Annotated in this window: 24 protein-coding genes; 17 read left to right on the top strand and 7 right to left on the bottom strand. The window is 66.0% G+C overall.

The annotated features are described in order from the left end of the window. Positions 1 to 6 precede the first annotated feature (6 nt). Genes ACQR03_RS03735 through ACQR03_RS03750 form a run of 4 tightly spaced genes read left to right on the top strand, consistent with a single transcriptional unit; the run spans position 7 to position 4,580 of the window. Positions 7 to 954 carry an ABC transporter permease gene (locus ACQR03_RS03735; protein WP_316170371.1) on the top strand — a complete coding sequence of 316 codons (948 nt, stop codon included), beginning with the start codon at positions 7 to 9 and terminating at the stop codon, positions 952 to 954. Next, the gene (locus tag ACQR03_RS03740; RefSeq protein WP_316170372.1) at positions 947 to 1,777 is read left to right on the top strand and encodes an ABC transporter permease; all 831 of its coding nucleotides are present in this window, start codon (positions 947 to 949) and stop codon (positions 1,775 to 1,777) included. Before ACQR03_RS03735 ends, ACQR03_RS03740 begins: the two co-directional genes overlap by 8 nt. Further along, the gene (gene nikE / locus ACQR03_RS03745; protein WP_316170373.1) at positions 1,774 to 3,348 is read left to right on the top strand and encodes an ABC transporter ATP-binding protein; all 1,575 of its coding nucleotides are present in this window, start codon (positions 1,774 to 1,776) and stop codon (positions 3,346 to 3,348) included. The genes ACQR03_RS03740 and nikE overlap by 4 nt, the downstream gene beginning before the upstream one ends. A 17-nt stretch (positions 3,349 to 3,365) precedes the next feature. Further along, positions 3,366 to 4,580, top strand: a complete 1,215-nt coding sequence (locus tag ACQR03_RS03750) for a M20 family metallopeptidase (RefSeq protein ID WP_315827452.1) — start codon at positions 3,366 to 3,368, stop codon at positions 4,578 to 4,580. A gap of 8 nt (positions 4,581 to 4,588) precedes the next feature. Here ACQR03_RS03750 and ACQR03_RS03755 read toward each other — a convergent pair whose 3' ends face one another. The 4 genes from ACQR03_RS03755 to ACQR03_RS03770 form a co-directional block, all read right to left on the bottom strand. After that, positions 4,589 to 4,945 carry a carboxymuconolactone decarboxylase family protein gene (locus ACQR03_RS03755; protein ID WP_315712545.1) on the bottom strand — a complete coding sequence of 119 codons (357 nt, stop codon included), beginning with the start codon at positions 4,943 to 4,945 and terminating at the stop codon, positions 4,589 to 4,591. An 8-nt stretch (positions 4,946 to 4,953) separates the two neighbouring features. Beyond that, complete coding sequence (locus ACQR03_RS03760) at positions 4,954 to 8,175, bottom strand: efflux RND transporter permease subunit (RefSeq protein ID WP_316170374.1); 3,222 nt, start codon at positions 8,173 to 8,175, stop codon at positions 4,954 to 4,956. Next, entirely contained in the window at positions 8,172 to 9,161 is a 990-nt protein-coding gene (locus ACQR03_RS03765; protein ID WP_434840966.1) for an efflux RND transporter periplasmic adaptor subunit, read from the bottom strand. The genes ACQR03_RS03760 and ACQR03_RS03765 overlap by 4 nt, the downstream gene beginning before the upstream one ends. A gap of 126 nt (positions 9,162 to 9,287) precedes the next feature. Beyond that, positions 9,288 to 9,587, bottom strand: coding sequence for an ArsR/SmtB family transcription factor (locus ACQR03_RS03770; RefSeq protein WP_315827472.1), 300 nt, complete (start codon positions 9,585 to 9,587; stop codon positions 9,288 to 9,290). Positions 9,588 to 9,707: 120 nt separating this feature from the next. Between ACQR03_RS03770 and ACQR03_RS03775 the strand changes: the two genes are divergently transcribed. From ACQR03_RS03775 to ACQR03_RS03795, 5 genes are all read left to right on the top strand, one after another. After that, positions 9,708 to 10,994, top strand: a complete 1,287-nt coding sequence (locus tag ACQR03_RS03775; protein ID WP_315712541.1) for an NAD(P)/FAD-dependent oxidoreductase — start codon at positions 9,708 to 9,710, stop codon at positions 10,992 to 10,994. Beyond that, the gene (trxC, locus tag ACQR03_RS03780) at positions 10,991 to 11,431 is read left to right on the top strand and encodes a thioredoxin TrxC (protein ID WP_315749863.1); all 441 of its coding nucleotides are present in this window, start codon (positions 10,991 to 10,993) and stop codon (positions 11,429 to 11,431) included. Before ACQR03_RS03775 ends, trxC begins: the two co-directional genes overlap by 4 nt. A 61-nt stretch (positions 11,432 to 11,492) precedes the next feature. Beyond that, the gene (locus ACQR03_RS03785) at positions 11,493 to 11,696 is read left to right on the top strand and encodes a YgaP family membrane protein (protein WP_315827454.1); all 204 of its coding nucleotides are present in this window, start codon (positions 11,493 to 11,495) and stop codon (positions 11,694 to 11,696) included. A 37-nt stretch (positions 11,697 to 11,733) separates the two neighbouring features. After that, complete coding sequence (gene ccoG / locus ACQR03_RS03790; protein WP_316173881.1) at positions 11,734 to 13,179, top strand: cytochrome c oxidase accessory protein CcoG; 1,446 nt, start codon at positions 11,734 to 11,736, stop codon at positions 13,177 to 13,179. A gap of 193 nt (positions 13,180 to 13,372) precedes the next feature. After that, the gene (locus tag ACQR03_RS03795) at positions 13,373 to 13,579 is read left to right on the top strand and encodes a hypothetical protein (RefSeq protein WP_315712536.1); all 207 of its coding nucleotides are present in this window, start codon (positions 13,373 to 13,375) and stop codon (positions 13,577 to 13,579) included. A gap of 22 nt (positions 13,580 to 13,601) precedes the next feature. Here ACQR03_RS03795 and ACQR03_RS03800 read toward each other — a convergent pair whose 3' ends face one another. Further along, the gene (locus ACQR03_RS03800) at positions 13,602 to 14,240 is read right to left on the bottom strand and encodes a TetR/AcrR family transcriptional regulator (RefSeq protein ID WP_315749866.1); all 639 of its coding nucleotides are present in this window, start codon (positions 14,238 to 14,240) and stop codon (positions 13,602 to 13,604) included. Between the two features lie 264 nt (positions 14,241 to 14,504). On the opposite strand from ACQR03_RS03800, the gene ACQR03_RS03805 reads away from it, so the two are divergent. The 8 genes from ACQR03_RS03805 to ACQR03_RS03840 are packed head-to-tail and all read left to right on the top strand — an operon-like array spanning position 14,505 to position 22,890. Further along, the gene (locus ACQR03_RS03805) at positions 14,505 to 15,365 is read left to right on the top strand and encodes an FAD binding domain-containing protein (protein ID WP_316202201.1); all 861 of its coding nucleotides are present in this window, start codon (positions 14,505 to 14,507) and stop codon (positions 15,363 to 15,365) included. Then, entirely contained in the window at positions 15,362 to 15,895 is a 534-nt protein-coding gene (locus tag ACQR03_RS03810) for a (2Fe-2S)-binding protein (protein WP_315749867.1), read from the top strand. The genes ACQR03_RS03805 and ACQR03_RS03810 overlap by 4 nt, the downstream gene beginning before the upstream one ends. Continuing rightward, positions 15,892 to 18,267 carry a xanthine dehydrogenase family protein molybdopterin-binding subunit gene (locus ACQR03_RS03815; protein ID WP_315749868.1) on the top strand — a complete coding sequence of 792 codons (2,376 nt, stop codon included), beginning with the start codon at positions 15,892 to 15,894 and terminating at the stop codon, positions 18,265 to 18,267. The genes ACQR03_RS03810 and ACQR03_RS03815 overlap by 4 nt, the downstream gene beginning before the upstream one ends. A 24-nt stretch (positions 18,268 to 18,291) precedes the next feature. Then, positions 18,292 to 19,542 (top strand): ABC transporter substrate-binding protein, encoded by a 1,251-nt coding sequence (locus tag ACQR03_RS03820; RefSeq protein WP_315712532.1) that lies wholly within the window; start codon positions 18,292 to 18,294, stop codon positions 19,540 to 19,542. A 10-nt stretch (positions 19,543 to 19,552) separates the two neighbouring features. Further along, entirely contained in the window at positions 19,553 to 20,425 is an 873-nt protein-coding gene (locus ACQR03_RS03825; protein ID WP_315712531.1) for a branched-chain amino acid ABC transporter permease, read from the top strand. Continuing rightward, the gene (locus tag ACQR03_RS03830; protein WP_315749870.1) at positions 20,425 to 21,426 is read left to right on the top strand and encodes a branched-chain amino acid ABC transporter permease; all 1,002 of its coding nucleotides are present in this window, start codon (positions 20,425 to 20,427) and stop codon (positions 21,424 to 21,426) included. Before ACQR03_RS03825 ends, ACQR03_RS03830 begins: the two co-directional genes overlap by 1 nt. Then, positions 21,423 to 22,178 (top strand): ABC transporter ATP-binding protein, encoded by a 756-nt coding sequence (locus ACQR03_RS03835; protein WP_315749871.1) that lies wholly within the window; start codon positions 21,423 to 21,425, stop codon positions 22,176 to 22,178. The genes ACQR03_RS03830 and ACQR03_RS03835 overlap by 4 nt, the downstream gene beginning before the upstream one ends. Continuing rightward, a complete protein-coding gene (locus ACQR03_RS03840) occupies positions 22,171 to 22,890 on the top strand; it encodes an ABC transporter ATP-binding protein (protein WP_315712527.1) in 720 nt (239 codons plus the stop codon). Before ACQR03_RS03835 ends, ACQR03_RS03840 begins: the two co-directional genes overlap by 8 nt. 20 nt (positions 22,891 to 22,910) lie before the next feature. Here ACQR03_RS03840 and eutC read toward each other — a convergent pair whose 3' ends face one another. After that, a complete protein-coding gene (gene eutC / locus ACQR03_RS03845) occupies positions 22,911 to 23,702 on the bottom strand; it encodes an ethanolamine ammonia-lyase subunit EutC (RefSeq protein WP_315749872.1) in 792 nt (263 codons plus the stop codon). Next, positions 23,702 to 25,087 carry an ethanolamine ammonia-lyase subunit EutB gene (locus tag ACQR03_RS03850; protein ID WP_315749873.1) on the bottom strand — a complete coding sequence of 462 codons (1,386 nt, stop codon included), beginning with the start codon at positions 25,085 to 25,087 and terminating at the stop codon, positions 23,702 to 23,704. The genes eutC and ACQR03_RS03850 overlap by 1 nt, the downstream gene beginning before the upstream one ends. Positions 25,088 to 25,097: the final 10 nt, after the last annotated feature.

Consider the following 25,097-nt stretch of genomic DNA (forward strand, 5'->3'; position numbering starts at 1 on the left):
CGAGCGGTGTCATTCGCCTGGCTGCTGCGGCGGCTGCTCCTGATGGTCTATACGGTCGTCGTCGTCAGTGTGCTGGTGTTTGCCATCACACAGGCGCTGCCGGCTGATGCCGCGCAGACGCTGCTTGGCGAGAACGCTTCGCCGGAGGCGCTGGCCGCAATTCGCAGCCGGCTCGGGCTCGACGACCCGGTCTGGCTGCAATTCTCGCATTGGGTCGCGCACGCGGCCATCGGCAATTTCGGTGTCTCCATGCGCACCGGCCTGCCGGTTGCGCCGGAGATGCTGACGGCGCTGTCGCGCTCGCTGCTGCTGGCAGCGGGCGCACTCGTCGTCACCCTCCTGATCGCGGTCCCGCTCGGAATCTTCGCGGCGCTCCGCAAGGGGCGGCCGGCGGATACGGCCACCAGCGTGGTCGCCTATCTCGGGGTCTCCCTGCCGGAGTTCGTCACCGCAACCGTGCTCGCGCTGCTGCTGACCGACATTCTGCCATGGCTGCCGGCGACCGGCTACGTGTCGCCGCTGGAGGATGCCGGGCCGGCGCTGCGCCATCTGATCCTTCCGGTCCTGACCGTCTCGGTCATTCTCGTCGCGCATGTGATGCGCATGATGCGTTCGGAGACGCTGGACGTGCTGCAGTCCGACTACGTCCGCGCGGCGCGGCTGAAAGGCCTGCCCGAGCGGACGGTGCTGGTGCGGCACGTGATGCGCAACGCGCTGCTGCCGGTCATCACCATCGTCGCGCTCGACGTCGGCTATCTCCTGGGCGGCATCATCGTCATCGAGGAGATTTTCGCCATTCCCGGCATCGGCCGGGCATTGATGATCGCCATCACCACCCGCGATCTGCCGTCGATCCAGGCCGGCGCGATGATCATGGCGGTCACCTATGCGATCACCAACACGCTGGCGGATGTCGTCTACGCGCTGCTCGACAGGCGGATCAGCTATGACTGAGCTGCTCGGCAGGATGATCCGCAAGCCGCAGGGGGCGATCAGCGTGATGCTGCTCGTTGCCCTCGCCATCGTCTGCATCCTCGGCCCGTGGCTCGCGCCCTATGGGGCGGAGAAGATGGATTTTCTCGGCCGTTTCCGCCCGCCGGGATGGCAGAACTGGCTGGGCGCCGATCAGTTCGGCCGCGACGTGCTGAGCCGGCTGCTGTCCGGCGCGCGCGCCACCGTTCCGATGGCGCTCGCGGCGACGCTCGCCGGCAGCGCGATGGGCGCCGTGGTCGGCGTCGCATCGGCCTATCTCGGCGGCAAGGCCGACGAATTCATCATGCGCACCAACGATGCTGTGATGGCCGTTCCTGGCCTCCTCATGGCGCTGCTGCTGGTCAGCACGCTCGGCAATGGGGCAGTCAACGCGGTGATCGCGATTGCCTTTGCGTTTGCGCCGGGCATGGCGCGGGTCACGCGCTCCGTGGCGCTTGCTGTGCGCAGTCAGGACTACGTCAAGGCCGCCATCGCGCGCGGCGAAGCGGCATCGCAGATCATTTTCCGCGAGATGCTTCCGAACGTGATGGGCCCAATCATCATCGAGGCCACCATCCGGGTGTCATTTGCGGTGATGCTGTTCGCGACGCTCAGCTTCCTCGGCCTGGGTGCACAGCCGCCGGCATCGGAATGGGGCCTGATGGTGGCCGATGCGCGCCAATACATGCACCGGGCGCCATGGATCCTGATCGCGCCCTCGGCCGCGATCGCGCTGTCGGCGATCGCCTTCAATCTCGTCGGCGATGCCCTGCGCGACGCGCTGAATCCGCGGGACGATCGATGAAGCCGGCGCTCGCCATCACTGCTTACGGACTGGATTACGTCACCCCGGCGGGCGCTGTGGAGGTGCTGCGTGACGTGTCGCTCGAGATCGCGCCCGGCGAGGTGCTCGGCCTCGTCGGCGAATCCGGCTCCGGTAAGAGCTCGCTGGCTTGGGCGTTGATGCGGCATCTGCCGGCCAATGCCCGCGAGGTCTCGGGCTCCCTGTGTCTGGGTGACCTCGACCTGCGGTCCCTCAGCCTGAAGCGACTGACCGCGGTCCGTGGCCGCCGCATCGGCATGGTGTTCCAGGATCCGTCGACCGCGCTCAATCCGACATTGACCATCGGCCGCCAGATCACCGAGGCGCTGATGCGTCATCGCGATCTGAATGCGCGGGCCGCCAGGAACCTCGCGATCGAATTGCTCGGCCATGTCGAGCTGCGCGACCCCGTGGCGGTGCTGCGGCGCTATCCGCACGAGATCTCCGGCGGCGAGAAGCAGCGGGTAGTCATCGCGACGGCCTTCGGGTGCCGGCCCGATGTCATCCTGTTCGATGAGCCTACGACGGCGCTCGACGTCATCACCGGTGCCCGCATCATCGAGCTGTTTGCGCGGTTGCGTGCGGAGACGGGCGTCGCTGCGCTCTACATCTCGCACGATCTCGCGATGATGACCCGGGTCGCCGATCGTGTCGCGGTGATCCGGCACGGCCGCATCGTCGAGCAGGTGCCCGCGTCTGACATCTTCAGGACGCCGCAGCACGCCTACACCAAGGCTCTCATCGCCGCCGTGCCGCGTCCGGAGCGGCGGCTCGTGAACGATCAGCCGGGCGCGGCCCTGGTGCTGGACGCACGCGGCATCGAAGTCCATTACGGCAGGGGCGGGCTGTTCCGTGCGGCTCCGCCACCGGCGACCAGGGCCGTCGATGTCCGCGTCCGTGCCGGCGAAATCGTCGGCCTCGTCGGTGAATCCGGCTCGGGGAAGTCATCCGTCGCTCGCGCCCTCACCGGGCTTGCCCGCTTCGACGGCACGATCAGCTTCGACGGCCGAACGTTGCGCAGGGCCGGTGACATGAACCGTGCCTATCGGCGCGATGTCCAGATCGTGTTCCAGCACCCGGATTCCTCGCTCAATCCGCGCCACCGGATCGGTGAGATCCTGTCGCGCCCCTTGAAGCTCTATGGCGGCGACGTCGCCGCCGTGCCGCGCCTGCTCGAACAGGTCCGGCTGCCGGCGTCGTATGCCATGCGCTGGCCGCACCAGCTCTCGGGTGGCGAGAAGCAGCGCGTCGCGATCGCGCGTGCTTTTGCGGCGCGGCCGCGCCTGGTGATCTGCGACGAGATCACGGCGCCGCTCGACGTCTCGGTCCAGGCCCAGATCATCGAGCTGCTGCTGGCTTTGCGCGCCGAGACGGGTGCGGCCTATCTCTTCATCACCCACGATCTCAACCTGATCAGGCAGATCGCGCACCGCATCGTCGTGATGCGCCACGGCCGGCTGGTCGACAGCCGTGCCGTCGATGCCTTCGGCGCAGACGACGTTCACCCTTACACCCGCGAGCTGATGGCGGCCTCGCCAGCGCCCGTTGGCTGACCGCAAGGATTGCCCCCATGGATCGCAACGACCTGCTCGCCCGCATCGACATTCCAGCTTCGCTCGCGCTGCTGTCGCGCATGGTTCAGCACAAGAGCTATTCGAAGACCGAGGGCGAGAAGCAGCTCGCGACCTTCATGGCTGAACAGATGAGCGCGATCGGCCTGGATGCCGCCGTCGCCCCGTTCGGGGCCGAGGGCCGTGTCAACGCGGTCGGCCGCTGGCACGGCACCGGCGGCGGCAAGAGCCTGCTCTTCAACGGCCATGTCGATACAAATCCGGTGACCGAGGGCTGGACCCTCGATCCCTGGGCGGGGAAGGTGGACGACGACTTCGTCTACGGAATCGGCGTGTCAAACATGAAGGCCGGCGACGCCGCCTATTTCTGCGCGGTCAAGACGCTGATCGAGGCCGGCGTCAGGCTGAGGGGTGATGTCGTTCTGACCTATGTGGTCGGCGAGCTGCAAGGCGGAGTCGGCACCTATTCGTTGCTGGAGCAGGGGCTGCGCGCGGACTATTTCATCAATTCCGAGCCAACCGACCTCAAGGCGATGACGATGCATGCCGCGGCATTCATGTTCATCATCGAGCTCGTCGGCAACACGCGGCATCTGTCGAAGCGCGAGGAGGCGGTGGACGCCATCACCGCCGCCTGCGATCTCATTCCGCGCCTCAATGCGATGCGGTTCTCCGGCGCGCGTTCGCCGGCACATGAGGCCATCAACCGCGTTCATGTCGGCGTCGTGCACGGCGCGCTCGGTCGTGAGTTGCACGAATGGCGAACGCCGCAGGTCGCGGATTTCGTCCGCATCAAGGGCTCCGGTCGTTACGCTCCTGGGCAGACCGAGCAGGGCGCGCTCGCGGACATGCGGCGCGAGCTCGATGCGCTGGAGGGGCGTTTTCCCGGCCTGAAGGCCCATCTGATGTCGGAGGACCGCGCCGGCGTGCCGACCATGCCGCCGTTCGAGGTCGCGCCGGACAGCCCGATCGTCCGTGCCGTCAACAATGCCTATCGTGTCGTGCGCGGCGCCGCCCAGCCGACAGGCCCGGTGACGCCGAGCTGCTTCTATGGCACCGATGCCGGCCATCTTTATACCTATGGCGGCATGGAGGGCATCGTCTGCGGACCGGGCGGCCGCTACAACACGATGCCGGACGAGCGCGTCGACATTCCCGACTATCTCGACATGATCCGCATCTACATGCTGGCCATTCTCGATATCTGCGGCTGAACCCGCGCTCAGGCGGCGGCTGCCTGTTGCTGGAATTGCTCGAACGCCGCAATCGCATCGGCGGCATACATCAACGACGGTCCGCCGCCCATGTAGATCGCCATGCCGAGCGTCTCCTCGACCTCCTGCCGGCTTGCACCGAGACGGACGAGCGCCTCCGCGTGAAAGCCGATGCAGCCGTCGCACCGAACGGCAACCCCGATCGCCAGCGCGATCAGCTCCTTGGTCTTCTTGTCGAGCGCGCCATCAGCGGCGGCGGCCCTCGCCAGTGCAGAGAAGCCCTGCATGACGTCCGGAATGTCCTTGCGCAGCGTCTTCAGGTTACCCGAGATGTCCTTGCAGATCTCGCTGTACAGCTTGGTCATGATAGCTCCTACGACATCTTCGTGGTGGGTTTGCCGGGCTCGCGCAGTGCGATGTAGATCGCGGGGATCACGAGTACGGTGAGCAGGGTGGAGGAGGCCAGGCCGAACAGCAGCGAGATCGCCAGCCCCTGGAAGATCGGGTCGAGCAGGATCGTCGCAGCACCGATCATCGCCGCGAGCGCCGTCAGCAGGATCGGCTTGAAGCGCACGGCGCCGGCCTCCAACACGACGTCGCGCAGGGTCTTGCCCTCGCCGCCACTGTGCCGGATGAAGTCGACCAGCAGTATCGAGTTGCGGACGATGATGCCGGCCAGAGCAATGAAGCCGATCATCGACGTCGCCGTGAACGGCGCGCCCAGCAACCAGTGGCCGAGCAGGATGCCGATCAGGGTCAGCGGGATCGGCGTCAGGATCACCAGCGGCAGCCGGAAGCTCTTGAACTGCGCCACGACCAGAACGTAGATGCCGAGGATGGCCGCGCCGAATGCGGCGCCCATGTCGCGGAAGGTCACGTAGGTGATCTCCCATTCGCCATCCCACAGCAGCGTCGGACGGGACTCGTCCTTGGGCTGGCCGTGGAAGCCGATCACGGGCTTCGGCAGCTTGCCCCAGTCATGGGCGTCGATCCGGTCGGCGACCGCGAGCATGCCGTAGAGCGGGGCCTCGAAGCGGCCGGCGAGTTCTGCCATCACCATGTCGGCAAAGCGGCCGTCGCGGCGGAAGATCATCGGCGACCCCTCTTCCATGGTGGCCTTCACGACTTGGCCGAGTTCGACGACGGTCTTGCTGCCGGGCACCGTGTTGGCGGGCACCGGCGTCGAGGCCAGGGCCTGGCTCCAGCTCTTGTCGTGCTTCGGCAGACGCACGGCGATCTCGATCGGATTGCGGTCTTCGCCGCGATGCGAGTAGCCGACCGAGACGCCGCCGAACAGCGTCTGGATCGTGTCGTAGACGTCGCGCTGCTCGACACCGAAGAACTCGAGACTGTCCTGGTCGATCGACAGTCGCAGACGCGGCCGTCGCTGACCGATGGAATCGTCGATGTCGACGATGAAGGGAACGTCGGCGAAGACCTTCTTGAGTTCGGTGGTGACGGCGCGCCGGGTCGCCGCGTCCGGACCGTAGATCTCCGCCAGCAGGGTGGCGAGCACCGGAGGCCCGGGCGGCACTTCGACCACCTTGATGCTGGTGCCGGCCGGCACAGGGATGCTCTTCAGCCGCTGGCGCAGCTCGAGCGCGATGTCGTGGCTCGCGCGCTTGCGGTCGCCGCGCGCGGCGAGATTGACCTGGAGCTCGCCGAGCTCGGGCCGCTCCCGCAGATAGTAGTGCCTCACGAGACCGTTGAAGTTGAACGGGGCCGCCGTGCCGGCATAGCTCTGCACGGTCGTGATCTCCGGCAGCCCATGCGCAATGTCGGCGGCCGCGAACAGCGTGCGCTCGGTATCCTCCAGGCTCGCGCCTTCGGGCAGATCGACCATCACCGCGATCTCCGACTTGTTGTCGAACGGCAGCAGCTTGACGGTGACGGACTTGGTGGCGAACAGCGTCATCGACAGCAAGGTGGCGATGCCGACGCCGAGCAGGAAGATCCAGGCGGAGCGCTTGCTGGCGACGATCGGGCGCGCGACGCTGCGGTAGATGCGTCCGAGACGGCCTTCGCCATGCGCGTCATGAGAGTCCGCCGAGGCGCTGGTGGACCTCGGCGCCAGCCGCAGCATCAGCCACGGCGCCACCACCATGGCGACGAAAAACGAGAACAGCATCGCCGCCGAGGCGTTGGCCGGGATCGGCGCCATGTAGGGGCCCATCAGTCCCGACACGAACAGCATCGGCAGCAGGGCGGCGACCACGGTCAAGGTCGCGACAACGGTGGGGTTGCCGACTTCGGCGACCGCCTCGATGGTGGCCTGCAGGCGCGGCCGGCCGTCATGCATGCCCCAATGGCGCGCGATATTCTCGACCACGACGATGGCGTCGTCGACCAGGATGCCGATCGAGAAGATCAGGGCAAACAAGCTGACCCGGTTGATCGTGTAGCCCATCAGATTGGCGGCGAACATCGTCAGCAGGATCGTGGTCGGAATCACCACGAAGGTGACGAGGGCTTCGCGCCAGCCAATGGCGACAGCAATCAGCACGACGATCGAGATCGTGGCGAGGCCGAGATGGAACAGCAGCTCGTTGGCCTTCTCGTTGGCGGTCTCGCCGTAGTCGCGCGTCACCGTGACTGCGACGTCGCTCGGAATGAGACTGGCCTTCAGCCCTTCGAGGCGCTGCGCGATGTCGTGAGACACCACCACGGCATTGGCGCCGGCGCGCTTGGCGAGCGCAAGACTCACCGCCGGCACCCGGTGCCAGTCGCCCTTGTCGGTGCGGGCGTCGTCCCAGACGCGATGCTCTGCGAGGTTGGGCCCGATGACGACGGTGGCGACGTCGCGCACATAGACGGGACGGCCGTCGCGCGTCGAGATCAGCAGCAGGCCGATGTCCGGGATGCCCGTGAGCGTCTGGCCCGCGGCGACGTTGCGCACGATACCGCCGTCGCGAACGTCTCCGGCCAGGAACGAGCGGTTCGCGTCCTTCACCTTGGCGACGAGCTGCTGCAGGGTGACGCCGAACAGCGACAGCTTTTCCGGATCGGGCTCGACCCGGATCTGCTGGGCGCCGCCGCCGGAGATATAGGTCAGGCCGATATTGTCGACCTTGGTCAGCTCCGCACGCAGCTTGTCGGCGAGCTCGTAGAGGTCCTTGTCCGACCAGCGCCCGGCGGCCTCCGGCCTCGGCGACAGCGTCAGCACGGTGACGGCGACGTCGTTGATGCCGCGGCCGACGATCAGCGGCTCGGGAATGCCGACGGGGATGCGGTCGAGGTTGGCGCGTAGCTTCTCGTGGACGCGCAGGATCGCGTCCTCGAACTTGGTCCCCACCAGGAACCGCGCGGTGACCATGACACGGTCGTCCTCGGTCTGGCTGTAGACGTGTTCGACGCCATCGATCGCCTTGACGATGGTCTCCAGCGGCTTGGTCACGAGCTCGACGCCGTCAGGCGCACGCAGGCCGTCGGCGTTGACGCGGATGTCGACCATCGGCACGCTGATCTGCGGCTCTTCCTCGCGCGGGATCACGACGACGGCGATGAGGCCGACCACGAGCGCCGCGAGCAGGAACAGCGGCGTCAGCGGCGAGGCGATGGTCGCCTGGGTAAGCTTGCCTGAGAGTCCGAGTTTCACGGCTGCACCAACTGGTCGCCGGCGCGCAGGCCGGACAGGATTTCGAGTCCATCGGGGAGATCGGTGCTCGGCAGAGCGCGGCCGCGCTGCACCGGAACGCTCACCTTCTGCGTCCCTTGCTGCAACTGGACATAATCGATGCCGAACCGCGTTGTGACGTAGCGCTGCGGGATCACGTAGGCATCGCGTTGGCCGCCGGAGATCCAGACCCGGAGCCGGTCGCCGACGAAATACTGGCCGAGACCGGAGACGATCGCGTCGGCCACGACACGGCCTTCCTCGATCTGCGGATAGACCAGGTCGATCACCCCCCATTTGTCGGCGCTGTCGCCGAACTCGGCACCGTCGACCCGGACCTTGTCGCCGGCCTTGAGAAAGAGAGCGTGGCGCTCGGGCACGCGCAGTCGCAGCTTGAAGTTCTGCTGCGCCACCGTGACCACGGGATCTCCGGGCAGAACCACAGATCCGACGGCAACCAACTTCTTCAACACGCGGCCGTCATCGGGAGCCAGCACCTGGCCCTCAGTCATCTGCTGGTTGACCACGGCACGCTCGGCGGTCTTAGCCCGCAGCCCGTTCTCGGCGACGTTCAGCGCCGTGCGCGTCTCGTCGAGCTTGATGCGGGGCAGGGTGCCGCGCTCGACGAGGCCCTCGGTGCGGGTGAAGTCGATCTGCGCCTGGTTCGCTTGCGCCTGCAGCGCTTCGATCTGGGCGTCGAGCGATTTGATCTGCAGGGCCAGTTTGTCGTCGCCGATCAAGGCGATGGGCTGGCCGCGCCTGACTGGGTCGCCTTCGCGCACCGAAAGCTGCACGATGGTGCCGCCGATGCGGCCGCGGGCAGGGACCACGCTGATGCTCTCCACCGTCGCGAACACCGCCTTCTCGTCGGCGACCTGCCGCGGCGCCACCGTCAGCGTCTCCGCAAGGGCCGGTGCTGCCTGCCACGCCATCGCGGCGATCAAGCTCAGGACCGATAATCTGCGCATCAGCCTATTCCTGTCTGGTTTGATTCGATTTGTGAGGTTCGGGCGAGCCGTCCGCAGCCGGCTGCAGACATCTCACCTGGATGGGAGTTCCCGTTTGATATCGGTCAAGATGCCGGTCCGGCATCCTCATAGTCTCGGTGACGGTCTCGGCCCGCAGTACACCTGATAGAGCGTCTTGAGGACCTCGCGGGCCGGATCGCTTGTGATCGAATAGTAGATCGTCTGCCCCTCGCGCCTGGCGGTGACCAGGCCGTCCTTGCGCAGGAGCGCCAGGTGCTGCGACACGGTCGAATCGCGCAGGCCGAGAAACTCGGCGAGTTCTCCGACCGACCGCTCGTCGTCGACCAGCTGGCAGATGATCAGGAGGCGATGGCGGTTCGACAGCGCCTTCAGCAGGTCGCTGGCCTGGTCCGCCGCCGCTTCCATGATGTCAGCGTTAATTTTCATAGTTGCGTATATACAGATATTCGAATATATAGTCAAGGCCGGCGGCGGCGCCGCGGTGACATGAAGCAAGAATGAATCAAGTGCGGATGGAGGATCCCAATGGCGGAAATCGTGGTGATCGGGGCGGGGCTGAGCGGCTCGCTGATGGCTTATGAAATGTTGCCGCAACTGAGGAAGGAGGATCGCGTGACCGTCGTCTCGCAGGGCTCCTCCTATCATTTCGTGCCATCCAACCCCTGGGTGGCCGTGGGCTGGCGCAAGCGCGACGAGATCGAGATCGATCTGGTCGACGTCATGCAGCGCAAGGGCATCCGGCTGCTGACGCAGGGCGCCAAGCGCGTGCATCCGGCCGAGAACCAGGTCGAGCTGACGGACGGCGGCATGGTGGCATACGATTATCTCGTCGTCGCCACCGGTCCCGAACTCGCCTTCGACGAAATCCCGGGGCTTGGACCCGATGGGCATACGCAATCCGTGTGCCACGTCGACCACGCCGCTCATGCCAAGGCGGCCTTTGACAGGCTCGCCGAGAAACCCGGGCCGGTGATCGTCGGTGCGGTACAGGGCGCTTCATGCTTCGGCCCCGCTTACGAATTCCTGTTCATCCTGGAAACCGAGCTGCGCCGGCGCAAGATGCGCGATCAGGTGCCGATGACCTTCGTGACGTCCGAGCCCTATATCGGCCATCTCGGCCTCGACGGCGTCGGCGACACCAAGGGTCTGCTGGAAAGCGAGATGCGCGAAAAGCACATCAAGTGGATCACCAGCGCGCGTGTCACCAAGGTCGAGGATGGCCGCATGTTCGTGGAGGAGGTCGCCGACGACGGCACCGTCCGCAAGACGCACGAGCTACCGTTTGCCTATTCGATGATGCTGCCCGCCTTTCGCGGCGTGGGGGCCGTCCGCGGCATCGACAAGCTCACCAATCCCCGCGGCTTCGTTGTCGTGGACAAGCATCAGCGTAATCCGACCTTCCCCAACGTGTTTGCCATCGGCGTCTGCGTTGCGATTCCGCCGATCGGGCCGACTCCGGTGCCGGTCGGCGTGCCCAAGACCGGCTTCATGATCGAATCGATGGTGACGGCGACGGCCTTGAACATCGGGGCGCTGCTGCGCGGCCAGGAGCCCAAAGCCGAGCCGACCTGGAACGCGATCTGTCTTGCCGATTTCGGCGATTCCGGCGTCGCCTTCCTGGCCCAGCCGCAGATCCCGCCGCGCAACGTCAACTGGTCGTCGAAGGGAGAGTGGGTGCACTATGCCAAGGTCGCCTTCGAGAAGTACTTCCTGCGCAAGATGAGGCGCGGGACGCCCGAGCCGTTCTACGAAAAGTTCCTGCTCGACCGGCTCAACATCGCCAAGATCAAGGAAGTCAGGACCGGCACATGAGCAACGGTTTGCAGATCGTGTGCGGCCATTGCGGGCAGATCAACCGTCTGCCCGCGGACCGGGCGCCGACGCAGGGGAAATGCGGCAAGTGTCATACGCCGCTGTTCAGCGGCCATCCGATCGAGGTCGACCAGGCCGCGTTCGAACGCCATGTCGCGCATAGCAGTCTGCCGCTGCTCGTCGACGTCTGGGCGCCATGGTGCGGCCCGTGCCGCGCGATGGCGCCGATGTTCGCGCGCGCTGCGCAAGAGCTGGAGCCGCGTGTGCAGCTTCTGAAGCTGAACTCGGACGAGGCGCCGGAGGTGTCGGCGCGGTTCGGCATCTCCGGAATTCCGACCATGCTGCTGCTGCAGCAGGGGCGGGAGCTGGCGCGAATCTCGGGTGCGATGGACTCGCAACGAATCGTCGCCTGGACACTGTCCGGCCTGCGGCAGTAGCCGTACGGCCGGGCCGGCACTTGCTTGATTACGCTCAAATGCAACCATGAAGGAGTATGTCATGAACGTCGACAAAGCAGTTCTCACCTTCGCGGGCGTCGTCGTCCTGCTCAGCCTGACGCTGGGCTGGTACGTCAGTCCCTACTGGTTCTTGCTGGCGGCCTTTGCGGGCGTGAACATGATCCAGGCCTCGTTCACGGGCTTCTGCCCGGCGGCGATCGTCTTCAAGAAGCTGGGGCTCAAAAGCGGCAACGCGTTCTCCTGAATCGGTCGGAAGGACGGCAAGATGAAGCGGGGATATCATGGCTGACTCGGACGAAACCTATATCGTCGGGCCGCTCTACAAGGCGCGCGACAAGGTCTATCCGGCGGCCGTGCACGGCCGCTTCCGGCGCATCAAGTGGACGATCCTGTGCATCACGCTCGGCATCTACTACCTGCTGCCCTTCGTCCGCTGGGATCGCGGACCCGGCATGCCGAACCAGGCGGTGCTGGTCGATTTCCCGCATCGCCGGTTCTACTTCTTCTTCATCGAGCTGTGGCCGCAGGAGGTCTACTACTTCACCGGCCTGCTCATCATCGCGGCGGTCGCCCTGTTCCTGATGAACGCGGTCGCCGGCCGGCTGTGGTGCGGCTATCTCTGTCCGCAGACGGTGTGGACCGACCTGTTCTACGCCGTCGAGCGCTGGGCCGAGGGCGACCGCCGTGAGCGCATGCTCAGCGACAAGCGCGGCTGGACCTTCACCCACATCCGCCAGGCCGCGCTGAAGCATTTCCTCTGGATCATGATCGGCTGGTGGACCGGTGGCGCCTGGGTGCTGTATTTCGACGATGCGCCGACCCTGGTGAAGGACCTCGCCACCTTCCAGGCGCCGTTCACCGCCTATCTCTGGATCGGCATCCTGACGGCGACGACTTATGTGTTCGCCGGCCACGCTCGCGAGCAGGTCTGCATCTACATGTGCCCGTGGCCGCGCATCCAGGCGGCGCTGACCGACGAGTGGGCGCTCAACGTCACCTACAAGGGCGACCGCGGCGAGCCGCGCATGTCGGTCAAGAAGGCGGAAGCTGCACGGCTGCAGGGCGCACCCGCCGGGGATTGCATCGACTGCCATCAATGCGTCAACGTCTGCCCGACCGGCGTCGACATCCGCCACGGCATCCAGCTCGGCTGCATCCAGTGCAGCCTGTGCATCGATGCCTGCGACAGCGTGATGACCCAGATCGGCCGTCCGACGGGCCTCATCGGTTACGACACCGACATCAACGTCCAGCGCCGCAAGGAAGGCAAGCCCGAGATCTACCGGATCATCCGACCGCGCACGATCATCTATGCGACCTTCATCGCGATCGTCGGCGGGATCATGCTGTACTCGCTGGTGACGCGCGGCACGATGGGCATCAACGTGCTGCATGAACGTAACCCGCTGTTCGTGCAGTTGTCGGATGGCGGCGTCCGCAACGACTACACGGTTCGTCTGCTCAACAAGCGCGGGCCGCGCGACTTCGTGCTGGACGTCGTGGGGCTTCCGAACGCCAAGGTGACGGTGGCCGGCGAAACGCGCGAGCAGGACGGTCGTATGGTGATCGACGTCGGCCAGGATCAGACCCGCGAGATCCGCATGTCGATCGAGGCCAAGGGGGCCGACCTTCCCTCCGCGCCGGTGGACATCGAGATCAAGATCACGGATCCGGCGACCGGGACGTCGGTCAGCAAGCGCGATCACTTCGTTCCGGCGACACGATAGACCATCGTCGTTCGCCGATTGCGAGGCGCCAGCGATAGGCCGTTGGCTTATACGGACTGATCGAGGGAGGAGCAGGTCGCTCCTCCCTCGATTGCCGAGTCCGGTTGTTCCAAATCAATGCCGCTCGGAAGCCGCAGGCAGAGCATTCTCGCGTCAAGGGATCGGAAGCTTTCCTACTGACGGAGAAAGACAGATGTTCAAGGTCGCAATTCTCATCTGGGTCATGCTGGGCACGGTGCTGGCAGGCAGCGCGGTGACGGCATTGTTGACGGTGCAGGGGCTGGTCGCGAGTCCGATGAAAGACCTGCCGTTGGCGGCGCTGGTCGGATTCGTCGTCGCCATGCCGCTATCCTATCTCGTCGCCGCGAAGATCAAGGGCGGGCGCGGCCGGACGGCGTGACGGTCATCGACGACGGGCCGGATCATCGTGCTGGTCCGGCCTGATCGTCGCGCAGGAGCCGAGGGAGCGCCAGTCTGGCGCCGTCCATGAAGAGGTCGATCGCATCACGCACGGTTTGCTCGAGATCTGATGGAACCGGTGTCTCGTAGATGAACTTTCGGATCGCGAGATAGAAGATGCGTCCGTGCAGTCCCCAGAACATCTCCGTCTCGCGGCTGCCGAGAGGGCAGGTGGCGGCGTCTGGCAGCTGCAGTTCATGCCGCAGCTCGATCGCGGCAGGCTCGATGATCTCGTGCCGGACGAGGTCGAGATAGCGGCCGGTGATGCCGAACGACTTCATGCCGGAGAACACGAAGATCCGCACCCAGTTGTATTCGAACACGCGTGCCACGTAGTCGAGATAGAAGCCGGTCAGTCGCGCCTTGAGTGGAAGGCTGCGATCGCGGATCAGCGGGCCCCAGTCCTGCGACCAGCGGCTGAGATAGACCTCCTGATAGACGCGCTCGATCAGGGCTTCCTTGCTGGGGAAGTGCCGGTAGATCACCGAATGCGCGATGCCCATGCGCTTGGCGAGCTCCCGCGTCTGGCCTTCGAAGCCGCGCTCGGCGAAAAAGCGGATCGCTTCATCCACGATCACGCGCTCGCGGTCGGCGGCGCGCATGTTGCGGCGCCTCGCCTGAGGACGGTTCTCGGACCTGCGCGGGCGTCCATCAACTCGGCCTGTTGTCTCAGCGCTCGCTGTCTTCGGGGTCCTAGCCATGGTCTCTATCGATTGCGGCGACAGCCTGCTTGATAGCCGAAAGCTGATTTGTGACCAATCGTTCGTTTCTGGTTGACCGCGGTGCCGCTGCGTGCAACTCTTTTGAGACCAGATGGTCACAAATTTGGGAATCCGGGCTGGCGAGCCCTGGCGGTGAGGAAACGGATGAAAGCGAGGGCTTTCAGCTATTTTCGTGCACACACGATCGGCGAGGCGCTCGAAGCTCATGCGGGCGCGGGCGACGATGTGCGCTTCATTGCTGGTGGTCAGAGCCTGGTTCCGGCGCTGGCGTTGCGTCTTCAGGCCCCGCGAATTCTGATCGATATCAACCACATTGCAGAGCTGCGCGGCATCACGCGGGACGGCGAATGGTTGCGGATCGGCGCCTTGACCCGGCACTGCGAGATGCTGACCGATCCGCTGATCGCTGAGTTTGCGCCGCTGTTGCGCGCCGCAGCCCCGTTCGTTGCGCATCCTGCCATCCGCAATCGCGGGACCTTTGGCGGCAGTGTCGCGCTGGCCGACCCAGCCTCCGAGTTTCCGGCGATGGTGCTGGCGCTCGACGCCGAGATTGAGATTGCCGGCGCGTCCGGCCGGCGCCGCGTCAAAGCCGATGACTTCTTCACCGATCTTTTCGAGACGGCGATCGCGCCCGGCGAGATCCTCGTCGCGGTTCATGTTCCTCTCTTCAGAGCCGGCCAGCGCGTTGCGTTCGATGAGCTGGCCCGCCGGCGCGGCGACTATGCACTGGTCGGTTGCGGCCTGCTCGCGACCTGCCAGGGCGATCTGATCGAGCGCATCCGCATTGCATTCTTTTCGGTCGGCAACGTCCCGACCCGTGCGAGGCACGCGGAGACAGCGCTCACCGGCAACCGGATCGATGCTGCACGGATTGCGGCGGCGCAGGCTGCGCTCGACGCCGATCTCTCGCCCGCTGACAGCGACGATGTTCCGGCGGCGATGCGTCTGCATCTGGCGCGCGTTCTGCTCGGCCGGCTGCTGGGACGGATCGGAGAAGCCGCATGAGCCCGCCGGTCAACATCGAGACCGAGGAGCAGGTCCGCATTCGCCTCATCGTCAACGGCCGCAAGGTGGCGTGTGACGTCGCGCCTCGCGACACGCTGGTGGATTGTCTTCGCCAGCAGCTCGAGCTGACCGGCACGCATGCCGGTTGCGAGATGGGGGCCTGCGGCGCCTGCCTGGTTCAGCTCGACGGCGCTGCCGTGCATGGCTGCCTGATGTTCGCCGTGCAGGCCGATGGCGCGCGGATCGATACGATCGAGGGGCTCTCGGAGAGCGGCGTGATCGCCGACCTGCAAGCCGAGTTTCATCGGCGCAATGCGCTGCAATGCGGGTTCTGCACGCCGGGCATGCTGATCACCGCTCATGAGCTGCTGACCCACGTGGCACGGCCGAGTCGCGAGACCATTCGCGACGCGCTCTCGGGCAATTTCTGCCGCTGCACCGGATATGAAGCGATCGTCGACGCCATCGCCGCGGTCGCCGCGGCACGGGCAGCAACGGCATCGCAGGGCGCGGAGGGCTCGTCGCCATGAGCCCGCCGCTGACGTCGCTGGACCGCCCGAATTCCTATATCGGCCGCTCCGTGCCGCGACCGAATGCGAAGCGGCTGCTCGCCGGACGCGGGCGCTATGTGACCGACATTCGCCTGCCGCGCATGCTGTATGCCGCCTTCCTGCGCACCCCGTATGCTCATGCACGGATCACCGGCATCGAGGTCGATGCGGCGCGGGCGCTTGCGGGCGTGCATCTGGTTGCGACCGGCGCCGATCTGGCGAAGATCTGCACACCGTGGACCGGGACGCTCGATCATTTCAAGGGCATGATGTCCGAGCCGCAGCTGCCGTTGCCATTGGATCGCGTCGTCTGGGCTGGGCAGGCCGTGATTGCCGTGGTCGCCGAGAGCAGGGCGATCGCGGAGGATGCGCTGGAGCTGATCTCGGTCGACTACGAGGAGCTGCCGGCGGTGGTCGATCTCGACGCCGCGCGTCGGCCGGGGATGCCGCTGGTCAATCCGGTTGCGGCGTCCAACATCTGTTTCCGCACGCAGCTCGACAGCGGCCGCGTCGATGAGGCCTTCGCGTCGGCCGCGCATGTGATCGAGGAAGAATTCAGCTTCGGCCGTCATACCCCGGTCACGCTCGAGCCGCGGGCCATCGTCGCGGACTATGATTCCGAGAGCGGCGCGCTGACGGTGCACCACGCCACGCAGACGCCCTACCAGTTCCAGGATCTGTACGCTCGCCACTACGGCATCCCGGAAGCCAGCGTGCGCGTGATCGCGCCCGATATCGGCGGGTCGTTCGGCATGAAGCTGCATGTCTACCACGAGGACATGGCGGTTGTCGGGCTGTCGATCCTGCTCGGGCGCCCGGTCAAATACGTCGCCGATCGCATCGAGTCCTTCGTGTCGGATATTCATGCCCGCGATCACCACGTCCGCGCGCGCATGGCCGTCGACGCCGACGGCAAGATCCTTGCCATGGACGTCCACGATGCCACGGCGATCGGCGCGTTCTCGACCTATCCGCGCACCAGCGTCGTCGAAGGCAATCAGGTCATCCGCCTGATCGGTGCGCCGTATGATTTCAAATCCTACCGCGCCGCGCTCGAGGTCGTGTTCCAGAACAAGGTGCAGACCAGCCAGTATCGCGCGGTTGGACATCCCATCGCCTGCGCGGTCACCGAGCGCATGGTGGATCTCGCTGCTGCCCGCGTCGGGCTCGATCCATTCGCGATGCGCGCCAGGAACGTGATTGTCGACAGCGCCTATCCGACGGCATCGCCGACCGGCTACAGGTTCGAGGCGCTGTCGCACGAAGTCTGCCTGCGGCGGCTGCGCGGGATCATGGACTATGACGCGCTCCGCGCCGAGCAGGCCGAGCTGCGTCGGCGCGGCATCTATCGCGGCATCGGCATTGCGACCTTCGTCGAGATCACCAACCCGAGCCCTGCGTTCTACGGCGTCGGCGGCGCGCGCATTTCCTCGCAGGATGGCGCGACCGTCAGCCTGACGCCGTCGGGCGAGGTGCGCTGTGCGATCTCCGTGACCGAGCAGGGCCAGGGCACCGAGGCGATCATCAGCCAGATCGTCGCCGACCAGCTTGGTCTCGCCCAGGAGCGTGTCAAGATCATCACCGGCGATACCGAGGTCACGCCGCATGGTGGTGCGACCTGGGCCTGCCGCGGTGCAGGCATCGGCGGCGAGACGGCGCTGCAGGCCGCGCGAAAGCTCAAGGCGAACATTCTGGAGATCGCCGCGCTGGTGCTGCAGGAGCAGCCTGCTGCGCTCGACGTCATCGATGGCCAGATCGTCAGTGTCGCGACGGGGCAGCCGCGTCTGCCGGTCGCTGAGATCGCGCGCATCGCCTATTTCCGGTCCGACACCTTGCCACCGGGCACTCAGGCGCAACTGACGGTCAGCCATCATTTCGCGCCGCAGGGCTACCCCTTTGCCTTCACTAATGGCATCCAGGGCAGCTACCTTGAAGTCGATGTCGAAACCGGCTTCATCAAGCTGCTGAAGCACTATGTCGTCGAGGATTGCGGCCGCATCATCAATCCGATGCTGGTCGACGAGCAGTTGCGCGGCGGTGTCGTACAGGGTCTTGGCGCTGCGCTGTTCGAGGAATGCCGTTACAGTGAGACCGGCCAATTGCTCAACGGATCGCTGGCCGACTATCTGGTGCCGATGGCGATGGAGATGCCAGACATTACCATCGATCACGTCGAGACGCCGACGGCGGACACCATTCTCGGCGCAAAGGGCTGCGGCGAGGCCGGCACCGCGGCCGCGTCGGCCTGTGTGCTGAATGCGGTCAATGATGCGCTGATGCCCTTCGGCGCCTCCATCAACACCATTCCGATCACGCCAGCGCGCGTGCTCAAGACGCTCAATCGATACTAAGAAAACAAGGTTAGGGAGGACATCATGCAAGTCTACGAGACGAAGTTGCGACGCGCAGGAATATCCCGCCGCACGGCGCTGATGGGGATGTCGGCAGGTGTCGCCACGCTCGCGATGCCGCGCCTGGGGCGTGCCGCCGATGACACCATCCGCATCGGCTTTCCGACGCCGCTGACCGGTCCGTTCGCCGCCGAGGCGCGTGACCAGGTCAAGTGCGCCGAACTCGCCGTCAAGCTGGTCAACGACAAAGGCGGCGTCGCCGGCCGCAAGGTCGAGCTGCTTGTGCGCGACGACAAGCTCAACGCCGGCGAGGCGGCGACGCGGACGCTCGAGCTGATCGAGAAGGACAAGGTGCACGCTATCGTCGGCGCGCTCTCCAGCGCCGTCCAGCTTGCCGTCAACGAGGTGACGCGCGCTCGCGGCGTGATCTACGTGTCGATCAGCCAGTCCGACACCATCAACGAGGTCAAGGATTTCAGCAAATACACCTTCCACGAGGCGCTGAACCCGCACATGACCACGGCGGCCGTGGCCCGCCAGACCATCAAGAAGGGCATGAAGGTCGCCCATCTCGTGGCCGACTATGCCTATGGCCATGAGATGCTGCGCGGCTTCAAGCGGGCGCAGACGGCGATCGGTGCCGAGAGCGTCGGCGAGATCCTGCATCCGTTCGGTGCAGCCGACTATTCGACCTTCATGCCGCGGCTGATGTCGCTGCGGCCGGACGTGCTGTGCATCAGCAATTTCGGCCGCGACCAGGCCAACGCGATCAAGCAGGCGGTGGATTTCGGCATCAAGCAGCAGATGAAGATCGTGGTGCCGGTGATCCTGCACAATCAGCGCCTCGCCGTCGGGCCCGACGTGTTCGAGGGCGTCGTCGGCGGCGCCAACTATTATTGGGGTCTTGAGACACAGAACAAGACCGCGGCCGAGTTCAACAAGGCGTTCCGGGCCGCCAATGGCGGCGCGATCCCGACCGACTACGGCGCCTATGGCTACTCCGGCGTCGGCTCGCTGCTGCAGGCGATGCAGGCCGCCGGTGGCACCGACACCGATAAGGTCATCGCGGTGCTGGAGGGGCTGCAATACGATCTGACCAAGGGCCCGCAGCATTACCGCAAATGCGACCACCAGTCGGTGCAATCGGTGCTTGTGCTGGAATCCAAGAAGAAGTCGGCGATGGCGAGCGAGAACGACCTGTTCGCGATCGTGGCCAGCGATCCCGGGGCGGACGAGATGCTGCGCAGCTGCGGCGAACTCGGCCACGCCACCTGATCCTGATCGCATGGACCTCTCGCTGATCATCATGCAGCTGTTTTCCGGCATCGCCCTTGGGGCGGTGCTGGTCATCACTGCGCTCGGCCTGACCATCGTGTTCGGCATGCTCGGCGTGGTCAATTTCGCCCATGGGGCGCTGTTCATGATCGGGGCCTATGCCGGTCTGTATCTGGCATCGCTGACCGGCAGCTTCTGGTGGGGCTTGCTGCTCGCCCCAATTCTGGTCGGCGCGTTCGGCATGCTGATCGAACTCGTCCTGGTCCGGCGCCTGTATGGCCGGTCGATCGATGATCCATTGCTGCTCACCTTCGGTCTCAGCTACATCTTGGTCGAGGGGGTGCGCATCGTGTTCGGCAGCGACGGTATTCCGTTTCCGACACCGTCCCAATTGATCGGCGTCGTCGATCTCGGCGTCGGCTTCTTCCCCAAATATCGTCTGTTCGTGATCGCGCTGGTCGCCGTCGTGCTGCTGGTGCTCTGGCTGATGCTGGAGAAGACCCGGGTCGGCCTGATCGTGCGGGCCGGCGCCCGTGATCCCCTGATCATGCGGGTGCTCGGGGTCGACATCGGCAAGGTGTGGCTCGCGATCTTCGGCCTCGGCGTCGGCCTTGCCGCGCTCGGCGGGGTGCTGGCGGGACCCATGCGCAGCGTCAATCCCGAGATGGGAACGCTGGTGCTGGCGGAGGCCTTCGTCGTCACCGTGATCGGCGGCCTCGGCTCGATCGTCGGCGCCGTGGTCGCGGGGCTGATGGTCGGCATCTGCATCAGCATGGTCGCGCTGTTTGCGCCCGAGATGGCGACGATCGTGATGTTCGCGCTCATGGCCGCGGTCCTGCTGATCCGGCCACAGGGTCTGTTCGGCCTCAAGGGGAGAGCGTGATGACGGTGCATTCGACCGGCGAAGCACCGCCGCTTCCTCAGGCGCAGCGCCTCTTCGCGCTTCTCGCGGATCACCGCGTGCTGGTCTCGCTGCTCGCACTGGCGCTGCTGCCCTGGCTGCTGCCGTCGAAGGCGCTCGCCGTGAACGTCCTGATCTACGGCGTCGTGGTGATGGGCTACAATCTCCTGTTCGGCTACACCGGGCTGCTGTCGTTCGGCCACGCCGCCTTCTTCGGCACCGGCGCGTATCTGACCGGCATCGCCATCGGCCGCTGGGGCCTGCCGTGGTTTGCCGCAGTGCCGCTGGCGATCGCGGCGAGCATGGCGCTCGCCGCATTGATCGGAACGATCTCGACGCGCACCCGCGGCATCTATTTCTCCATGGTCACGCTCGCGCTGGCGCAACTCGTCTACTACGTGGCGCTGCAGGCCTCCTCCTTCACTGGCGGCGAGAACGGGCTGCGCGGCTTCACGGTCGACCACATCGGTCTGTTCGGCGCGCAGATCAACTTCCTCGATCCCGTGAACAAATATTACGTGCTGATGGTGCTCGCGGCGATCGCGATCTGGGTTCAGTCGCGCATCCTCAACTCGCCGTTCGGCGCGGTCATCGAGGCGATCAGGGAGAATGAGCAGCGCGCGCGGGCGTGCGGCTACGACGTCGAGCGCTGCAAGCTGATCGTGTTCATGCTGTCGGGTGCCATCTCCGCCGTCGGCGGCTGCATGTCGGCGCTGCATCTGTCGATCGTGCCGCTCGACATCCTGCACTACCAGACCTCCGGCATGATCGTGATGATGGTGCTGCTCGGTGGCGCACGCAGCTTCTTCGGGCCGTTCGTCGGGGCCGCGGTCTTCCTGATTCTGGAGGACGTCGTGTCATTGTGGACGCCGCACTGGCAGATCGTGGTCGGCGCCATCTTCGTCGTGTTCGTGCTGTTCCTGCCCAAGGGCATCTGGGGCACGTTCCTCGATGTGCTGCCGATCGCGAGGCAACGCCGATGAGCACCGAGTTGTTGCGCGCGGACGGGATCGGCCGTCGCTTCGGCGGCTTCGTCGCGCTCGAAGGCATCTCAGTCGCGTTCGCGGCCGGTGAGCTGACCTCGATCATCGGCCCGAACGGGGCAGGCAAGAGCACCTTCTTCAACATTCTCTCCGGCACGCTGTCGCCGAGCAGCGGCACCCTGCGGTTCAAGGGCCGCGAGCTGAACGGCCTGCCACAGCATCGCTTCGTGCATCAGGGCATCTCGCGCTCGTACCAGATCACCAACATCTTTCCCGATTTGTCGGTGCACGAGAATGTCCGGGTCGCCGCCCAGGCCATGCGGGTAAGCTACGACATCTGGCGCAAGCGCGCCGATCTTGCCGAACTCCGCGAACGCGCCGATGCGGCCCTGATGGCGGTCGGCCTGATCGGCAGGTGTGGCGAGCTCGCGAAGTATCTCGCCCACGGCCAGCAGCGCGCGCTGGAGATCGCCATTGCGCTGGTCTCCGAACCGGAGCTTCTGCTGCTCGATGAGCCGACCGCGGGCATGGGGCCGGAAGAGACCAAGGAGATGGTGGCGCTGCTGGAGCGGCTGGCGGAGAAGCGCACGGTGCTGCTGGTCGAGCACAAGATGAAGATGGTGCTCGGCCTGAGCCAGCGGGTGCTGGTGCTGCATCACGGCCGGCTGCTCGCCGACGGTCGTCCTGAGGACATCCGATCCAACCCCGACGTGCGCCGGGTCTATCTGGGACAGAGTGAAGGCTATGGCTGAGACCGCGTTGCTCGAGCTCGACGGCCTCCAGGCCTGGTATGGCGCCAGCCACGTCCTGCACGGCATCTCGCTGCGCGTGAGCGAGGGCGAGGTGGTCGCGCTCGTCGGCCGCAACGGCGCCGGCAAGACCACGACATTGCGCACCGTCATGGGGCTGATGCCCCGGGCCGCGGGGCGCGTGCGCTTTGCCGGCCATGATCTGCTGCCGCTTGCGGCCCACAAGCGCTTTCATCTCGGGCTCGCTTATGTTCCGGAGGAGCGCCGCATCGTGCCGGGCCTGTCGGTGCGCGAGAACCTGCGGCTTGGGCTGGTCGCCGCCAGCGCCGATATCGAGGAGCGCGCGGCGTTCGCCGAGGTTGCGGAGACCTTTCCACGATTGAACGAGCGGCTGGATCAGGAGGGCGTCACGCTGTCGGGTGGCGAGCAGCAGATGCTGGCGATCGCGCGGGCCTTGATCGCGCGGCCGCGCATGGTTCTGCTCGACGAGCCGTCCGAAGGCATCATGCCGGTGCTCGTCGAAGAGATGGGCGTGCTGTTCCGGCGATTGCGCGACCAGGGCAAGACGCTGCTGTTGGTCGAGCAGAACGTCGAATGGGCGCTGCGGCTCGCCGATCGCGCCGTCATCATCGACCAGGGCGAGGTCGTGCATGAGAGCAGCGCCGCGGCGCTGCTGGCCGACAAGGATATCCAGGACCGCTATTGCGCGGTGTGATGTTTCGGACTGCGCCGGCATCATGACGCGCCATCTCCATCCGGCGCCGGCAGCTGCGGCAGCCGGGCGAGGCTGACGCCGGCGGCCTGGTGGAGGAACATGCGCTGGATCAGTTCGGCCGCCTGGCTCGCCGCATCCGCCGGTGCGAGGCCGCCCTGGCGGACGTTGGAGATGCAGTTGCGTTCGGCATCGACGCGGCCCCGGCGCGGCATCCAGGTGAGATAGAGGCCAAGGGAATCGGCCGCGCTCAGGCCCGGGCGCTCGCCGATCAAGATGATCGAGGCCGACGCGCCGAACAGCTCGCCAACATGATCGGCGAGCCCGACGCGGCCCTGCGAAGCAACGATCACCGGCGACAGCCGTCTGCCGGTTGCAGCCAGGCGCGGCATCAACATGTCGAGCACGGGCAGGGCGTTGACCTGGACCGCGCGGCTGCTCAGGCCATCAGCCACCACCAGCACGATGTCTGCCGGCGCGCGCGGCTCGGACAACAGCGCTTCCGACGCCGGCGACAGCAGGCGCCCTGCATCGGGACGCTGCAGATAGGTCGCGCGATCGGCAGCGCGGCTGTGCACGGCAAGGGCCGGCCAGCCATGCGCGGTCGCCTCGGCGGCAAAGCGCTCGGCGTCGAACGGCTTCAGCACGGCATCGCGCGCTTCGGCGTGGGCAGCCTGGAAGGCGAGATGTGCCGATGTCGGCAGGCCAGGACCGCAGCGTCCCAACGCGATCCGCGCTTCGGTATAGCGTGACAGCCAGCGCCAATCGTCCGATGACGACGTTGCCGGCGAGTCGCTCTTGTCGGAGCCGCCCATCACTTGGCCTCCAGCAGCGGCAGCGCCGGCATCAGCCGCGCCGGCTCGAAGCGCAGCTCGCCTTTGGCATCGCTGAGGCCGGTGGCCGCGAGCCAGGTCTCGAACTCCGGCGCCGCGCGCTTGCCGAGCACCTTGCGCACATAGAGCGCGTCATGGAACGAGGTGCTTTGATAGTTCAGCATGATGTCGTCAGCGCCCGGCACACCCATGATGTAGGTGCAGCCGGCGACGCCAAGCAGGGTCAGCAGCGCATCCATGTCGTCCTGGTCGGCTTCGGCGTGGTTGGTGTAGCAGACGTCGCAGCCCATCGGCAGCCCCAGCAGCTTGCCGCAGAAATGATCCTCCAGGCCCGCGCGTATGATCTGCTTTCCGTCGTAGAGATATTCCGGACCGATGAATCCGACCACGGTGTTCACGAGCAGCGGCCGATAGCGCCGCGCGACCGCGTAGCAGCGTGCTTCCAAGGTCTGCTGGTCGACGCCGCAATGGCCGCCGGAGGAGAGCTCGCTGCCCTGTCCGGTCTCGAAATACATCACGTTGCCCCCGACGGGGCAGCGCTGCAGGCCTTCGGCCGCGGCGAGCGCCTCGTCGAGCAGCGACAGCGTGATGCCGAAGCCGCGATTGGCCTCCTCGCTGCCGGCCAGGGACTGGAACACGAGATCGACCGGCGCGCGGCGCTCGATCGCCTTCAGCGCCGTCGTGACATGGGCCAGCACGCAGGACTGGATCGGTGCATGCGAGGCAAGCCGCAAGGTCTCGATCAAGTCGAGCAGCCGCACCATCGTCTCGACGTCGTCGCTCGCCGGGTTGATGCCGATCGTCGCGTCGCCGACGCCGTACATCAGCCCGTCGAGGATCGAGGCCGCGACGCCCTTGGGATCGTCGAGCGGGTGGTTGGGCTGCAGCCGTGTCGACATCCGGCCCGGCAGGCCGATGGTGCAGCGGAAGCGCGTCACGACCTCGCATTTCGCCGCGACCGTCACCAGGTCCTGCAGCCGCATGATCTTGCAGACCGCAGCAACCATCTCCGGCGTCAGCCCTGGCGACACGCCGCTGAGTGCATCTGCGTCGGCCGCATCCGACAGCAGCCATTCGCGGAAGTCGCCGACCGTGAGGCTTGCGACGGGAGCGAACGCCTTGCCGTCATGCTGGTCGACGATCAGCCGCGTGACCTCGTCGGTCTCGTAGGGGATGACGGCCTCGTTGAGGAAATGGCGCAGCGGCAGCTCGGCGAGCGCCATCCGTGCCGCCACGCGTTCGGCGGCATCCTCCGCGGCGAGGCCCGCCAGCACGTCGCCCGAGCGCAACGGCGTTGCCTTCGCAAGCAAGGTTCTGAGGTCGTCGAACCGGTAGCGCGCGCCGCCCAGCGTGTGTGAAAAACCCATTGGCGTTCTC

Source organism: Bradyrhizobium sp. HKCCYLS3070 (assembly GCF_051167575.1).
GTDB lineage: Bacteria > Pseudomonadota > Alphaproteobacteria > Rhizobiales > Xanthobacteraceae > Bradyrhizobium.